The 13,984-nt window shown below is 63.1% G+C and carries 14 protein-coding genes; 3 read left to right on the top strand and 11 right to left on the bottom strand.

The annotated features are described in order from the left end of the window. Nucleotides 1-402 precede the first annotated feature (402 nt). Both AC788_RS17225 and AC788_RS17220 read left to right on the top strand, forming a co-directional pair. Nucleotides 403-918: an ATP-binding cassette domain-containing protein gene (locus AC788_RS17225; protein ID WP_442965549.1), complete on the top strand. Its 516-nt coding sequence runs from the start codon at nt 403-405 to the stop codon at nt 916-918. A gap of 151 nt (nt 919-1,069) precedes the next feature. Then, on the top strand, nt 1,070-1,693 hold the full coding sequence (locus tag AC788_RS17220; protein ID WP_049861784.1) for a glutathione S-transferase: 624 nt from the start codon (nt 1,070-1,072) through the stop codon (nt 1,691-1,693). A 14-nt stretch (nt 1,694-1,707) separates the two neighbouring features. Here the strand turns inward: AC788_RS17220 and AC788_RS17215 are convergent, their stop codons facing one another. The 3 genes from AC788_RS17215 to rloA2 form a co-directional block, all read right to left on the bottom strand. After that, the gene (locus tag AC788_RS17215) at nt 1,708-2,112 is read right to left on the bottom strand and encodes a type II toxin-antitoxin system VapC family toxin (protein ID WP_049861783.1); all 405 of its coding nucleotides are present in this window, start codon (nt 2,110-2,112) and stop codon (nt 1,708-1,710) included. After that, nucleotides 2,109-2,372 (bottom strand): antitoxin, encoded by a 264-nt coding sequence (locus AC788_RS17210; RefSeq protein ID WP_049861782.1) that lies wholly within the window; start codon nt 2,370-2,372, stop codon nt 2,109-2,111. Before AC788_RS17210 ends, AC788_RS17215 begins: the two co-directional genes overlap by 4 nt. Nucleotides 2,373-2,499: 127 nt before the next feature. Next, on the bottom strand, nt 2,500-3,003 hold the full coding sequence (gene rloA2, locus AC788_RS17205) for a retropepsin-like aspartic peptidase RloA2 (RefSeq protein ID WP_049861781.1): 504 nt from the start codon (nt 3,001-3,003) through the stop codon (nt 2,500-2,502). A gap of 171 nt (nt 3,004-3,174) precedes the next feature. Here rloA2 and AC788_RS17200 point away from each other — a divergent pair, with 171 nt between their 5' ends. After that, nucleotides 3,175-4,065 carry an acyltransferase gene (locus AC788_RS17200; protein WP_049861780.1) on the top strand — a complete coding sequence of 297 codons (891 nt, stop codon included), beginning with the start codon at nt 3,175-3,177 and terminating at the stop codon, nt 4,063-4,065. A gap of 12 nt (nt 4,066-4,077) precedes the next feature. Here AC788_RS17200 and AC788_RS17195 read toward each other — a convergent pair whose 3' ends face one another. From AC788_RS17195 to glyA, 8 genes are all read right to left on the bottom strand, one after another. Further along, on the bottom strand, nt 4,078-4,653 hold the full coding sequence (locus tag AC788_RS17195) for a DUF2780 domain-containing protein (RefSeq protein ID WP_049861779.1): 576 nt from the start codon (nt 4,651-4,653) through the stop codon (nt 4,078-4,080). A gap of 287 nt (nt 4,654-4,940) precedes the next feature. After that, nucleotides 4,941-6,140, bottom strand: a complete 1,200-nt coding sequence (gene fdhA / locus AC788_RS17190) for a formaldehyde dehydrogenase, glutathione-independent (protein WP_043191307.1) — start codon at nt 6,138-6,140, stop codon at nt 4,941-4,943. 172 nt (nt 6,141-6,312) lie between these two features. Beyond that, on the bottom strand, nt 6,313-7,170 hold the full coding sequence (gene purU / locus AC788_RS17185; protein WP_043191308.1) for a formyltetrahydrofolate deformylase: 858 nt from the start codon (nt 7,168-7,170) through the stop codon (nt 6,313-6,315). Nucleotides 7,171-7,313: 143 nt separating this feature from the next. After that, on the bottom strand, nt 7,314-7,946 hold the full coding sequence (locus AC788_RS17180; protein WP_049861778.1) for a sarcosine oxidase subunit gamma: 633 nt from the start codon (nt 7,944-7,946) through the stop codon (nt 7,314-7,316). Nucleotides 7,947-7,994: 48 nt separating this feature from the next. Next, the gene (locus AC788_RS17175; RefSeq protein ID WP_049861777.1) at nt 7,995-11,012 is read right to left on the bottom strand and encodes a sarcosine oxidase subunit alpha; all 3,018 of its coding nucleotides are present in this window, start codon (nt 11,010-11,012) and stop codon (nt 7,995-7,997) included. Then, complete coding sequence (locus AC788_RS17170; protein ID WP_043191317.1) at nt 11,009-11,335, bottom strand: sarcosine oxidase subunit delta; 327 nt, start codon at nt 11,333-11,335, stop codon at nt 11,009-11,011. The genes AC788_RS17175 and AC788_RS17170 overlap by 4 nt, the downstream gene beginning before the upstream one ends. A 14-nt stretch (nt 11,336-11,349) precedes the next feature. After that, nucleotides 11,350-12,600, bottom strand: coding sequence for a sarcosine oxidase subunit beta family protein (locus tag AC788_RS17165; RefSeq protein WP_049861776.1), 1,251 nt, complete (start codon nt 12,598-12,600; stop codon nt 11,350-11,352). A gap of 16 nt (nt 12,601-12,616) precedes the next feature. Further along, complete coding sequence (glyA, locus tag AC788_RS17160; protein WP_049861775.1) at nt 12,617-13,870, bottom strand: serine hydroxymethyltransferase; 1,254 nt, start codon at nt 13,868-13,870, stop codon at nt 12,617-12,619. Between the last annotated feature and the right edge of the window lie 114 nt (nt 13,871-13,984).

The raw sequence follows: 13,984 nt of genomic DNA, 5'->3' as shown, positions 1-13,984 counted from the left end.
GGGTTGGTCAGGAGGGGCTGAGCTGGGCCGTGCACCGGTGGGGTCATCTGCGCTTAGGTAATCCAGGATCAGGATGCAATCGCTGGAGCAGCTTGCGCAGTTATCGTAGGGATACCTCGCGAAGGCGACGGCTTCGTGCATTCGGCGTATGGCCTGATGATGTGTATTGCGAACCTAGGCCCCTTCGCGGGCAGAGCCCGCTCCCACAAAAAATTTGCTCACCCGACGCTGTCGAGTCCTACAGGATAAACCGCTCTGCTTTGAATAACTGAAGATTGCGTCCTACTTTGCAGCTAATTCGTCTGATATTCCGCTGTTAAAAATCCTACAGTTTTTCGGGACGTAGGGCTGTGCGTAAACGTTGTGTATGACTCAACTCGGTGATATTTATCTGCACCTGGTATCAATGCCATCGGCGTTCAGCGGATCTGCGGGGCCTCACAGCTACGCGCACTGCGCTATTGCCCGCAAAGTCCGGTATTCCTGCCGGGCGATCTGGAATCGGGCGTGATGTATGGCCATGCCGCTGGACCTGAAGTGCTGGAGCAAGCGCGGAAGTTGTCATTGGAGGCACTTCTCAGCCAGTTGAATCTCAACGATACCGCGTCCAATCTCTCCGGCGGACAAGCCAAGCGACTCAGCCTGCTTCGACTACTCAACAGGCCTGGACGCTTCAATCTCTTCGACGAGCCAACCGCTTCGCTCGATCAAGAGCTGGCCATGGCAACGTGGGACACCTTGATGGATGCATTCAAAGGAAAAGGGTTGATCTGCGTCACTCACGATATCGACGCATTGGCGCGTTTCGATCGAGTTCTGGTTATCCAGCAGGGCAGGATCGTTGCCGATGGGCCTTGGCATCTGTTGAGAAGGGAGCAAGGTCTGCTCAAAGGCATAGCGGAAATAGCAGAACGCTGAGCGTCAGCCCTGTGCATAACTCGGGCTACGCGCCTGCATTCCTGGCCAAGACAATCCAGGTCCGAGAGCTTTGGATCACAATCGAGTTGGGACGGCTTGACCCCGTCTCCAAGCTGATACAGGGTAACTCCTTATCCAAGGAGAACACCTCATGCCCGCCATGACGCTCTATCACAACCCCGCCTCCCCCTTTGCTCGCAAGGTCATGGTGCTGCTGTATGAGACCGGTCAGTTGGAGCGGGTCGCCCTGAAGACGGTGGTGTTGAGCCCTGTCAGTCCGGATGCGTCAGTGAACCAGGACAACCCGGCCGGGAAGATTCCGGCGTTGGTGCTCGAAGACGGCACTACGCTGCATGACAGCCGAGTGATCCTGGAGTATCTGGATCACCAGCATGTGGGCAACCCGCTGATCCCTCGGGAAGGTGCGTCGCGCTGGCGGCGGTTGACGGTGGCGTCACTGGCGGATGCGATGCTCGACGCGGCCGTGCTGATTCGCTACGAGAAGGCCCTGCGGCCGCCTGAGCTGCACTGGCCGTTGTGGCTGGATAATCAGGCCGAGAAGATCGAACGGGGACTGGCGTATCTGGAAGCCACGGCGGTCGCGGAGTTGAGCGCAGCGTTCGATATCGCGGCAATCGGCGTGGCCTGTGCGCTGGGGTATGTGGATTTTCGCATGCCGGAGTCAGCGTGGCGGCAGCGTTATCCGGGGTTGGCCGGCTGGTTTGCCGAGGTGAGTCAGCGCGAGTCGCTACGCTCGACTATGCCGTCGGCCTGACACGGAGGGAGTGCTTACGCAACCTCGCACCAGTCCTGTACCTCAAGCCCCTCGACCAAGCGAAACGCCTTGTCACTGGTGATCAGTGTCATCCCGAGCGAAAGGCTATGGGCGGCGATAAGGCCGTCCAATGCGCCCAGACAGTGCCCACGACCCTCGCCCGTGGCTCGGCTCGAACCATAGGCCTGGGCTGCCTGGCTGCCCCAAGGAAGAATATCGATGGTTTTCAGGAACGCGGTCACAATCCCCGCCAACCGCTGCGCAGACGGCCGCTTGGCCAGGCCATAAAGCAATTCTGCCTCGGTGATGGAGGAGATGCACACCGATGTCATGGGCACAGCGCTCAGGTTCGTGATGACACCCGGATGCCCCTTGAGCAGGTGACTAACGGTATTGGTGTCCAGCATCAGTTGCTTCATTCGGGAATACCGTCGAGTGGATCGCGGTTTCCGCGAGCCATCTGCGTGCGATCGTCGGCGCTCAGGAAATCGTCTGGAACGCCGCCTTGAGCGACAAGTGCCAGAAACTCATCCCATGAGTCGGGCTTTCTGGACAAAATCACATCGCCGGTCTCGGGATCGCGCCGTATGAAGACTTCATCGGTATCGAATCGGAAGGCGGCAGGCAAGCGCACGGCTTGGCTTCGGCCGTTAACGAAGACTTTCGCTGTCTGTGACATATCCATCTCCAATGCGGGTATACATCATAATATATACCCGCATTGGAGCATGGAAAACGGGAGATTGTTGCTTGCTTTGTAGGCACGCCTATCGGGACGACTGCACGTCGGCCTGCCACGGCCAGAATCAGCAGTCCGGCTTGTCGGCGACGAAACGGCGGGCGGGGTTGACCGCGGCCTTGAACTCGCGCAGGCCTTTGGCGCCGATCAACAGGGGGTAGTTGAACTTGCTGCGGTCGACCAGGTTGACCTCGATGGTGCGCTTGACGTCGCCCAGGCACAGTTCCAGGTCCACCACGGGACGCTGCGAGACTTCGGCGCCCTCGCCGTCGTCGGCTTCCTCGGTGCGATTCTTGATCTTGCTGATACGCGAGATCTTGTGCTCGTACACCTTGTTGTCGGCGTCCTTGGTGGCCAGGCGAAAACGTACCCAATCGTCGCCGTCGCGGGTAAAGGTCTGGATGTCCTTGGCCGACAGCGAGGCAGTCAGTGCGCCGGTGTCCATCTTGGCCTTGAAGACCTGACCACCGATTTCCGGCACTTTGATGTATTCAAAGCGACCATACAGCGTGGGTTCGGCGGCCATGACCGGCAGCGCCAATACGGACAGCAATGCGAGAACGGATTTCACTGAAGCTTTTCCTTGAGCGAGGGCCGGTGAAGGCGATCGGTGCTGCAAACGGTATGGGCTCAGCATACCCAATGAAAAGTGAAACATTTGTTGACGAAACCGCGTGCCGGAATTGGCTCGGCACTCGCTTGTGCTTATGATTGCCGGCCGTGAATACCCCCGAGTCGTTCTATGCGTCGCCTGCTCACCGGCTGTATGACTGCCCTGCTGCTGTTGCTCAACACCCTGGTGTTCATCGGCCCCCTGCTGGTGTTCGCCCTGATCAAGCTGGTGCTGCCAATGCGTTATCGTGATTGGGCATCGGCAGCCGTGGTGTGGATCGCTGAAACCTGGGCCGAGATCGACAAACTCATCTTCGCTTTGTGCGTGCCGACCCAGTGGGACATACGCGGCGCGGCGGACCTGCGCCAGGACACGTCCTATCTGGTCGTGAGCAACCACCAGTCGTGGGTCGACATTCCGGCGCTGATTCAAGCGCTGAACCGGCGGGCGCCGTTCTTCAAGTTTTTCCTCAAGAAGGAACTGATCTGGGTCCCGCTGCTGGGCCTGGCCTGGTGGGCGCTGGATTACCCCTTCATGAAGCGCTACAGCAAAGCGTTTCTGGCCAGGCATCCGCAACTCAAGGGCAAGGATCTGGAGATCACCCGGGCCGCATGCGAGCTGTACAAGCGCCAGCCCGTGACGGTGGTGAACTACCTGGAAGGTACGCGCTTCAGCCCGGCCAAGCGCGATGAACAGGCTTCACCGTTCAACTACCTGCTCAAGCCCAAGGCTGGTGGCGTGGCGTTCGTGCTGGCGGCCATGGGGCCACAACTCGACCGTCTGCTGGACGTGACGGTGGTGTATCCGGGTACGGCCATTCCGGGATTCTGGAACCTGCTGTGTGGTGATGTGCTGCGGGTGATCGTGGATATCCAGTCGCGAGCCATCGACGCGGAGCTGATCGATGGCGACTACGAAAATGATCCGGACTTCCGCTTGACCGTCCAGAACTGGGTCAACCAGCTCTGGACCGAAAAGGATCAGCGCATCGACGCCTTGCGCGCCGAACTCAATCGCTGATCCAGCGCAGGCTTAGCTGCCCGTCCCGGTGCCCCAGACGCTGCCCAGACTCTTGAGCAGCGGACCACCGACGCCCTGTTGCCCCAAATATTGCAGAATCACTGGCGCGAACTGGCCGACCATGCCGCTGTTCATGCCCAGCGCGCTGAAGGCGTTGTTCATGTCGCTGGTGGTTTTGACATCGCCCAGGGCGTTGTTCAGGGCGCTGATATTCTTCTGGTCGGATTTGCCGAGCAGACCGCTCAGACCGCTCAAGCCACCCAGGGCATTGTTGCCCGAAAGCTTGTCGATGCCGGGAACGGACTTGCTCAGTTGTGCATAGTCGGCGGTGCTCAGCTGGTTCTTGGCCAGGCCCAGCATGGCGCCGGTGCCGCCGATGGCCTGGGTCGGGGTGATGTTCAGGGTCGAGCCCAAGGTGTTGAGCAGGCCTGCGGCTTCCGGTGCGGCAGCCACGGCAGCGTTGTTGCCTTGCTTGCCGTTCTGCAGGGTGGCAGCGGCGTTGACCGCGTCGTTCAGGTTGAAAGCGAAGACCGGACTGGTGGCAACGGCCATCAGGGAAGCCAGGGCCATGGCGCGAGTGATGTTCATTGTGCAGCAACCTCGGGGACAGATAGGCGGACCGTCGTCAAACGGCAGTTCGGTCCCATTATGTTCCTTGAGGGTGAAAATTGTGTAATGGCGGGGAGTTGCGGGAGAGTTCCCCCGGTAAGAGCGGTCGGTGGCCGCGAAAGCAGCGACGCGGTCGTTCAGGGACTGCGCGGTGGGCTGTTCGCGGGCAGAGGGCTCGCCGCCCGCCCCGCTCCCACAGGGGATCTCGGTGCGTCACGTATAACGCGTTGCGTTTTCGCGGGCAGAGGGTGTGGGAGCGGTTGTGATCAGGCGGCGCTGAACAGTTTGTGCGGGTCGATGACGAATTTCTTCGGTACGCCCGCGTCGAATTCGCCGTAGCCGCGCGGGGCGTCGTCCAGCGAGATGACTTCCACGCCGACGATGTCGGCGATCTTGATGCGGTCCCACATGATGGCCTGCATCAGTTGCCGGTTGTATTTCATCACCGGCGTCTGGCCCGTGTGGAAGCTGTGCGACTTGGCCCAGCCCAGCCCGAAGCGGATGCTCAGGCTGCCCATCTTTGCCGCTGCATCCACCGCGCCCGGATCTTCGGTGACGTACAGGCCGGGAATGCCGATCTTGCCGGCCACGCGCACCACACCCATCAACGAGTTGAGCACGGTCGCCGGGGCTTCCGCCTTGGCGCCGCTGTGGCCGTGACCGCGTGCCTCGAAGCCCACCGCATCGACGGCGCAGTCCACTTCCGGCTCGCCCAGCAAGGCGGCGATCTGCTCGTGCAGCGGGGTGTCCTGGGACAGGTCGGCGATCTCGAAGCCCTGAGCCTTGGCGTGCGCCAGGCGTGTGGGGTTGACGTCACCGACGATGACCACGGCTGCGCCCAGCAGACGCGCAGAGGCCGCGGCGGCCAGCCCGACCGGCCCGGCGCCGGCGACGTACACGGTACTGCCGGGGCCAACGCCTGCGGTCACGGCACCGTGGTAACCGGTTGGCAGAATGTCGGACAGGCAAGTCAGGTCACGGATCTTCTCCATGGCCGCATCGCGGTCCGGCAGTTTGAGCAGGTTGAAGTCGGCATAGGGCACCAGAACGAACTCGGCCTGGCCGCCGACCCAGTCGCCCATATCGACGTAGCCGTAGGCGCCGCCCGGACGCGCCGGGTTGACGGTCAGGCAAACGCCGGTGTGCTGCTCCTTGCAGGAGCGGCAACGACCACAGGCGACGTTAAAGGGTACGGACACCAGATCACCGACCTTCAGGTGCTCAACGTCGCGACCGGCCTCGATCACCTCGCCGGTGATCTCATGGCCCAGCACCAGGCCGACCTGAGCCGTGGTACGGCCGCGGACCATGTGCTGGTCGGAGCCGCAGATGTTGGTCGAGACCACGCGCAGAATCACACCGTGTTCGATGCGCTTGCCTCGCGGGTCCTGCATTTTGGGAAAATCGATGTTCTGCACTTCGACTTTGCCGGAGCCCAGATACACCACTCCACGATTACCAGACATGCTTTCACCTCGCTGTTTGTTGTTGTTGAGCTTGGGTTTTGCGTGCTGCGGTCATGCGTTGATTCGTGTGCTGCCCTGACGCGGCTCGCGCCGCTGCTACAGGAATGCGCGGTCATCTGTAGCAGCGGCGCAAGCCGCGTCAGTGACGGCGCGGTACATCTGGGGCCGAACGCTACAGCACCACCGTGCGGTTGGCGTTGAGGAACACGCGGCGCTCGATGTGGTAGCCGATCGCTCGGGCCAGGGTCAGGCATTCGATGTCGCGGCCCTTGGCGATGAGGTCTTCGGGGTAGTGACTGTGATCGACCACTTCTACACCTTGGGTGATGATCGGCCCTTCGTCCAGGTCATTGTTGATGTAGTGTGCGGTCGCCCCGACCAGCTTGACGCCTTTGTTGTAGGCCTGGTGATACGGTTTGGCGCCCTTGAAACCGGGCAGCAACGAGTGGTGAATGTTGATCGCCCAGCCGTCCAGGCGGCGGCACAGCTCCGGTGACAACACCTGCATGTAGCGGGCAAGGATCACCAGCTCGGCGCCGGCCTGTTCGATGACCTGCAGCACCTTGCGCTCCTGCGATGGCTTGTCCTTGGGGTCGAGGGGGAAATGGTAGTAGGGAATGTCGTGCCAGCGCGCCAGCGGCTCGAGGTCCGGATGGTTGGAGATCACCGCGACCACGTCCATGGGCAACTGGCCGATGCGCTGGCGGTAGAGCAGATCGTTGAGGCAGTGGTCGGCCTTGGACACCATGATCACCACCTTGGGCCGATACTGCGGTGCGGTCAGCTCGAAGATCATGCCGAAGCTGGCACCGCGTTCGGCCAGGCCGGCGCGAAAGGCGGCCTCGTCGAAACCGTCGGGCTGCCGAAACTCTACTCGGATGAAGAAGCGCGACGACAGCCGGTCGTCGAACGAATGGTGCTCGGTAACATAGCAGCCCTGCTCGAACAGGTAGCGCGTGACCGCGTCCACCGTGCCCAAAACGCTTGGGCAATCGGCGGTGAGGATCCAGGTATCAGGGGCACGGCTCATGGGTAGTCCTTTGGTGTCGGGGTCAAGACGACTGTAGGAGCGGTCATCGGCCGCGAACGGCGCACCGTGGTATGTCTGATGCACCGCGGCGCCTGGTTCGCGGCCGCTGACCGCTCCTACAGGGCTGTGAAATTCCAGTGCGGTCAGGCCTGGATGCTCAGCCCGTACTCGGCCGAAGCATCCTGCAACCACAGCCACCAGTAGTCGGCGAAGCTGCGGCGGATCAGCAGCTCCCAGGTTTCCTCGCCGGTGCGGCGGATGACCAGTTGGGACTTGGCGAACACTGTCCCCACCGCCTTGCCCACCGGGAAATTGCTCGGGTGCACGTCGTAGCTGGTGGACTTCATCAGCACGTCGCGCACGTTCGGCCCGCTCAGCTCGATCAGCGACTGGCCGCCGCTGACGTTGACCACCGCCACATGCAGCCCGGCCAATGCCTCGCGCAACCGCTGCTCGGCGGCCAACTCATCGCCACCGGGAACGATCAGCAGCCACTCGTCCGGGCCCAGCCATTGCAGCGATGTCTCGCCGTTGCTGACCAGGCTCAAGGCGCCCGGCAGTTCCAGGCCGGTGGCCTTGTGCACGGCGCCGGCGAAGGTCGCATCATGGCCGTCTCCGCGCAGGGTCAGGTGACCCAGCAGCTTTTTCTCGCGCAGGGTCACACCGGCACCCTGGCGGCCCTTGCCGACCAGGCTGGCGAGGTCGGCGTGGTGAAGCGGGTCTTCGGCCTTGGCGCCCGAGGTGGGGCGTTGCTGGTATACGTTGACTGTGGTCATTTTGCTGCACCTGTCAGTGAATGCTGTTGAGGCTATCTGAAGCGGGGCTTAGATGTTCTGCCGCTCGCCCTTCGGATCGAAGAACACCGAGGAAACGATTTCGGCTTCGATCACGCTGCCATCGGCCTGGGGCGAGAACACCCGCTCACCCATGCGCTTGAGACCGCCCTTGACCACACCCATGGCGAACGAGTAACCCAGCGAGTTGCTGGCGTAGCTCGACGTCACGTGGCCGACCATGCTCATGGGGATCGCCTGCTTGGGGTCGAACACCAACTGAGCGCCTTCGGGCAACCATTTGTCGGGATCGATCGGCTTGAGTCCCACCAACTGCTTGCGCTCCTCGCGCACGGTGTCTTCGCGATTCATCCCGCGCCAGCCGATCCACGAGAACGGCTTGGTTCGGCCAACGCACCAGCCCATGTTCAGGTCGTCCGGAGTCATCGAGCCGTCGGTGTCCTGGCCGACGATGATGAAACCCTTCTCGGCGCGCAGCACGTGCATGGTCTCGGTGCCATAGGGGGTCAGGTTGTACTGTTTGCCTGCCTCGATGATCTTCTCCAGCACACCCATGGCGTAGTCGGCCTGGATGTTGACCTCGTACGACAGCTCGCCGGTGAAGGAGATACGGAACACCCGTGCCGGCACGCCTGCCACCTGCCCTTCCTTCCAGGTCATGAACGGGAAAGCGTCCTTGTCCAGCTCGATATCGGTCACTTCGCCGAGCAGCTTGCGGCTGTTGGGCCCGGACAGGGTCAGGGTCGCCCAGTGGTCGGTGACCGAGGTGAAGTACACCTTCAGGTCCGGCCACTCGGTCTGCTGGTAGAGTTCCAGCCACTGCAGGACTCGCGCCGCACCACCGGTGGTGGTGGTCATCAGGAAGTGGTTGTCGGCCAGGCAGGCGGTCACGCCGTCGTCGAAGACCATTCCGTCTTCCTTGCACATCAGGCCGTAGCGCGCCTTGCCCACGTCCAGCTTGGTCCAGGCGTTGGTGTAGATGCGGTTGAGGAATTCGCGCGCGTCCGGGCCCTGGATGTCGATCTTGCCCAGGGTCGAGGCGTCCAGCAGGCCGACGCTGTCGCGCACCGCCTTGCATTCGCGGGCGACGGCGGAATGGATGTCCTCACCGCGCTTGGGGAAGTACCAGGGGCGCTTCCATTGGCCGACGTCTTCGAACTCGGCACCGTTCTTCACGTGCCAGGCATGCAGCGCGGTGAAACGCACCGGCTCGAACAGGTGACCACAATGACGGCCCGCTACTGCACCGAAGGTGATCGGCGTGTAGTTGGGGCGGAACATGGTGGTGCCCATTTCCGGAATGGTGACGTTCAGCGAACGGGCGGCAATGGCCAGGCCGTTGACGTTGCCCAGCTTGCCCTGGTCGGTACCGAAGCCCAGCGCGGTGTAGCGCTTGACGTGCTCGACCGACTCGAAGCCCTCACGGGTAGCCAGCTCGATGGCGGCCGCGGTGACGTCGTTCTGCAGGTCGACGAACTGCTTGGGCGCGCGTGCCGTGTCCTTGTCGTGGGGGACCTGGAACAGCGCCAGGGTGGGCTCCTCGACGCGGCTCAAGACTTTCGGCAAGGTGCCTTCGACAATGCCGAAACCGGTCTCGGACGCGGCCCTTGCCCCGCCTTCGAACCCGTCGGCCATGGCATCGGCCAGGGCATACACGCCGTTCACGCCGCCCACGCACACGCGTTTCTGCGGGGCTTCGCCAGGCACGAAGCCGAGGATGTCTTCACGCCAGATCGGTTTGCCGCCCAGGTGCGAGGCCAGGTGGACCACCGGGCTGTAGCCGCCCGAGCTGCCGATCAGGTCGCAGTCGAGCCACTCGCCGGGGCTGGCCACCTTGTGTGCCCTGACGTCGATGGCGGCGACGCGCGCTGCCGTGACGTGCTTGCTGCCACGGGCTTCGATCACCGCGCTGGACGTCAGGATACGGATGCCCTTGGCGCGGGCTTCCTCGACCAGCGCACCACGCGGGTTGTGCCGGGCATCGGCCACGGCGACGACCTTGAGGCCGGCGTCGTACCAGTCCAGGGCCACGCGGTAGGCGTGGTCGTTGTTGGTCGACAGCACCAGCTTCTTGCCCGGTGCCACGCCGTAGCGGCGCACGTAGGTGGAAATGGCGCCGGCCAGCATGTTGCCCGGCACGTCATTGTTGCCGTACACCAGCGGCCGCTCGTGGGTGCCGGTGGCCAGCACCACACGCCCGGCGCGAACCCGGTGCATGCGCTGGCGCACCTGGCCCATCGGTGCACGGTCGCCGAGGTGGTCGGTGAGGCGCTGATGGATGGTCAGGAAATTGTGGTCGTGATAGCCGTTGACCGTGGCACGGGGCAGCAAGGTGACGTCTGGAAGACCCTGCAGTTCAGCGATGACCGCTTTCACCCATTCACCGGCCGGCTGGCCGTCCAGGCTCTCGCGGGTATCGAGCAGCGAGCCGCCGAACTCTTCCTGCTCGTCGGCCAGGATCACCCGCGCACCGCTGCGCGCCGCGGCCAGGGCGGCAGACAGCCCGGCCGGGCCGGCGCCGACCACCAGCACGTCGCAGGTGCGGCTCATGTAGTCGTAGGAATCCGGATCGACTTCGGTCGGCGAGCGGCCCAGTCCGGCGGCCTTGCGGATGTACTTTTCGTAGGTCATCCAGAAGGACTGCGGGTACATGAAGGTCTTGTAGTAGAAGCCGGGCGGCATCAGCTTGCCGCCGACCTTGCCCAGGATACCCATCATGTCGGTGTTGACGTTCGGCCAGCCGTTGGTGCTGGTGGCGACCAGGCCCTGGTACAGCGCCTGTTGAGTGGCCCGCACGTTGGGAATCTGGGTGGCCTCGGTGGCGCCGATCTGCAGCACCGCGTTGGGCTCCTCGGCGCCTGCGGCAACGATGCCGCGCGGACGCGAATACTTGAAGCTGCGGCCGATCACGTCGACGCCATTGGCCAGCAGGGCCGAGGCCAGGGTGTCGCCTTCATAGCCGACGTAGGTCGTGCCGTTGAAGGTGAAGGTCAGCTTCTTGCTGCGGTCCAGACGTCCGCCGTTGGACAGGCGATTGACCTGGCTCATGGCTGATCTCCCGAGGCGATTTGAGGGGTTTCGTCGATAGTCTTCTCGACGAACTGGGGCTGGCTGCCGATGCGATAGGTTTCCAGGATTTCATAGGTGACCGTGTTGCGGGTCGCATTGAAATACTGGCGGCAACCGGCGGCGTGGATCCACAGCTCGTGCTGCAGGCCACGCGGGTTGTTGCGGAAGAACATGTACTCGCCCCACTGCGCGTCGGTGCACGCGCCTGGATCGAGCGGGCGGGCGATGTGCGCCTGGCCCGAGCAGTGGAATTCTTCTTCGCTGCGAAGCTCGCCACAGTGTGGACAGAAGATGTTCAGCATGATCGTTTCTCCTGTTAGTGGGCGACGGCGGCAGCGCCGTGTTCGTCGATCAGCGCGCCGTTGTGGAAGCGCTCGATGGAAAACGGCTTGGCCAGCGGGTGCATTTCACCGGTGGCCAGGCTGGCAGCGAACACATGGCCCGAGCCCGGTGTGGCCTTGAAGCCACCCGTGCCCCAGCCGCAGTTAAAGAACATGTTCGGCACCGGGGTCTTGGAGATGATCGGGCAGGCGTCCGGCGTGGTGTCGACGATGCCGCCCCACTGGCGGTTCATGCGCACGCGCGAGAGCACCGGGAACATCTCGACGATGGCTTGCAGGGTGTGCTCGATGATCGGGTACGAACCGCGCTGGCCGTAGCCGACCCAACCGTCGATACCGGCACCGATGACCAGGTCGCCCTTGTCCGACTGGCTGATGTAGCCATGCACGGCGTTGGACATGATCACGCTGTCGATGATGGGCTTGATCGGCTCCGACACCAGCGCCTGCAAGGGATGAGACTCGACCGGCAGACGGAAGCCAGCCAGCTTGGCCATGTGCCCGGAGTTGCCGGCGGTGACCACACCGACGCGCTTGGCACCGATGAAACCCTTGTTGGTTTCGACACCGATGCACACGCCGTTTTCCTTGCGGAAACCGATCACTTCGGTCTGCTGGATAAGGTCCACGCCCAGGGCGTCGGCGGCGCGGGCATAGCCCCAGGCCACGGCGTCGTGACGGGCTACGCCGCCACGCCGCTGGACGGTGGCGCCGATGATCGGGTAACGGGTATTCTTGCTGCAGTCCAGGTAGGGAATCTCTTCGGCCACCTGCTTGCCGTTCAACAGTTCGCCGTCCACGCCGTTGAGGCGGTTGGCGCTGACGCGGCGCTCGGAGTCGCGCATGTCCTGCAGGGTGTGGCACAGGTTGTACACGCCGCGCTGGGAAAACATCACGTTGTAGTTGATGTCCTGGGACAGGCCTTCCCAGAGTTTCATGGCGTGCTCGTACAAGTGCGCCGACTCGTCCCACAGGTAGTTGGAACGCACGATGGTGGTGTTGCGCGCGGTATTGCCACCGCCCAGCCAGCCCTTCTCGACCACGGCCACGTTGGTGATGCCGTGGACCTTGGCCAGGTAGTAGGCAGTGGCCAGACCGTGCCCACCGCCGCCGACGATGACCACGTCGTAGACCTTCTTGGGGGTCGGCGTGCGCCACATGCGCTGCCAGTTTTCGTGGTGGCTGAGCGAGTGCTTGAAGAGGCCGAAGCCAGAATAACGTTGCATGGTGTTCACTCCACTCTCAGCGGTAGACCGGGAAGTCGCTGCACAGGGCCGTCACGTGGCGGGCCACGTTGGCCTCGACGTCGGCATCGCCCAGGTTGTCGAGGATGTCGCAGATCCAGCCGGCCAGCTCCGTGCACTGGGCCACCTTGAAACCACGACTGGTGACTGCCGGGGTGCCGATGCGCAGGCCCGAGGTCACGAAGGGCGATTGCGGATCGTTGGGTACCGCGTTCTTGTTCACGGTGATGTGGGCACGACCCAGGGCAGCATCGGCATCCTTGCCGGTCAGGCCCTGACGAATCAGGCTGACCAGGAACAGGTGGTTGTCGGTGCCGCCGGAGACCACGTCGTAGCCGCGCTCGACGAACACCCCGGCCATGGCCTGGGCGTTGTCGATGACCTGCTGCTGGTAGGTCTTGAATTCAGGCTCCAGCGCTTCCTTGAAGCACACCGCCTTGGCGGCGATCACGTGCATCAGCGGGCCACCCTGACCGCCGGGGAACACGGCGGCGTTGAATTTCTTTTCCAGGGCTTCGTTGGCACGGGCCAGGATCAGGCCGCCACGTGGGCCACGCAGGGTCTTGTGGGTGGTGGTGGTGACCACGTCGGCGAACGGAATCGGGTTGGGGTACAGGCCGGCGGCAACCAACCCGGCCACGTGGGCCATGTCGACAAACAGGTAGGCGCCGACCTTGTCGGCGATCTCGCGGAACCGGGCGAAATTCAAGGTCTTGGAGTAGGCCGAGAAGCCGGCGATGATCATCTTCGGCTGGTGCTCGACGGCCAGGCGCTCGACCTCGTCGTAGTCGATCAGACCGGTGTCGGTGTCGATGCCGTACTGAACGGCGTTGTAGAGTTTGCCGGAAAAGCTGACCTTGGCGCCGTGGGTCAGGTGACCGCCGTGGGCCAGGCTCATGCCCAGCACGGTGTCGCCAGCCTGCAGCAGCGCCAGGTAGACGGCGGCGTTGGCCTGGGAACCGGAGTGAGGCTGGACGTTGGCATAGTCGGCGCCGAACAGCTGCTTGGCGCGATCGATGGCCAGTTGCTCGACCTTGTCCACATGCTCGCAGCCACCGTAGTAGCGCTTGCCTGGATAGCCTTCGGCGTACTTGTTGGTGAGGCCGCTGCCCTGGGCCTCCATCACGCGCTTGCTGGTGTAGTTTTCCGAGGCGATCAGTTCGATATGGTCTTCCTGACGCTGATCCTCGGCGTTCATGGCCGCCAGCAGGACGTCGTCATAGCCCTTGATCTGATCTTCTTTGCTGAACATCGCAGTCTCCCCAGCGGCGGCGCGGCGCCTGGCTTGTTGGACGAAGGCGACCGTCGGCGGCTGCCCCCTTTGAGAGCGATGGTAGGGCCGGCGCGATCCGACCAAATGCCTGCG

This window comes from Pseudomonas sp. RIT-PI-a, from assembly GCF_001187875.1.
GTDB lineage: Bacteria > Pseudomonadota > Gammaproteobacteria > Pseudomonadales > Pseudomonadaceae > Aquipseudomonas > Aquipseudomonas coleopterorum.
This window is presented reverse-complemented; position numbering and strand designations above follow the sequence as displayed.

Coding starts and splice junctions, on each gene's coding strand:
- glyA (WP_049861775.1), bottom strand. CDS start 13,870: ATGTTCAGCAAAGAAGATCAGATCAAGGGCTATGACGACGTCCTGCTG.
- purU (WP_043191308.1), bottom strand. CDS start 7,170: ATGAGCCGTGCCCCTGATACCTGGATCCTCACCGCCGATTGCCCAAGC.
- AC788_RS17195 (WP_049861779.1), bottom strand. CDS start 4,653: ATGAACATCACTCGCGCCATGGCCCTGGCTTCCCTGATGGCCGTTGCC.
- AC788_RS17175 (WP_049861777.1), bottom strand. CDS start 11,012: ATGAGCCAGGTCAATCGCCTGTCCAACGGCGGACGTCTGGACCGCAGC.
- fdhA (WP_043191307.1), bottom strand. CDS start 6,140: ATGTCTGGTAATCGTGGAGTGGTGTATCTGGGCTCCGGCAAAGTCGAA.
- AC788_RS17170 (WP_043191317.1), bottom strand. CDS start 11,335: ATGCTGAACATCTTCTGTCCACACTGTGGCGAGCTTCGCAGCGAAGAA.
- AC788_RS17165 (WP_049861776.1), bottom strand. CDS start 12,600: ATGCAACGTTATTCTGGCTTCGGCCTCTTCAAGCACTCGCTCAGCCAC.
- AC788_RS17180 (WP_049861778.1), bottom strand. CDS start 7,946: ATGACCACAGTCAACGTATACCAGCAACGCCCCACCTCGGGCGCCAAG.
- AC788_RS17210 (WP_049861782.1), bottom strand. CDS start 2,372: ATGTCACAGACAGCGAAAGTCTTCGTTAACGGCCGAAGCCAAGCCGTG.
- AC788_RS17215 (WP_049861783.1), bottom strand. CDS start 2,112: ATGAAGCAACTGATGCTGGACACCAATACCGTTAGTCACCTGCTCAAG.
- AC788_RS17220 (WP_049861784.1), top strand. CDS start 1,070: ATGCCCGCCATGACGCTCTATCACAACCCCGCCTCCCCCTTTGCTCGC.
- AC788_RS17200 (WP_049861780.1), top strand. CDS start 3,175: ATGCGTCGCCTGCTCACCGGCTGTATGACTGCCCTGCTGCTGTTGCTC.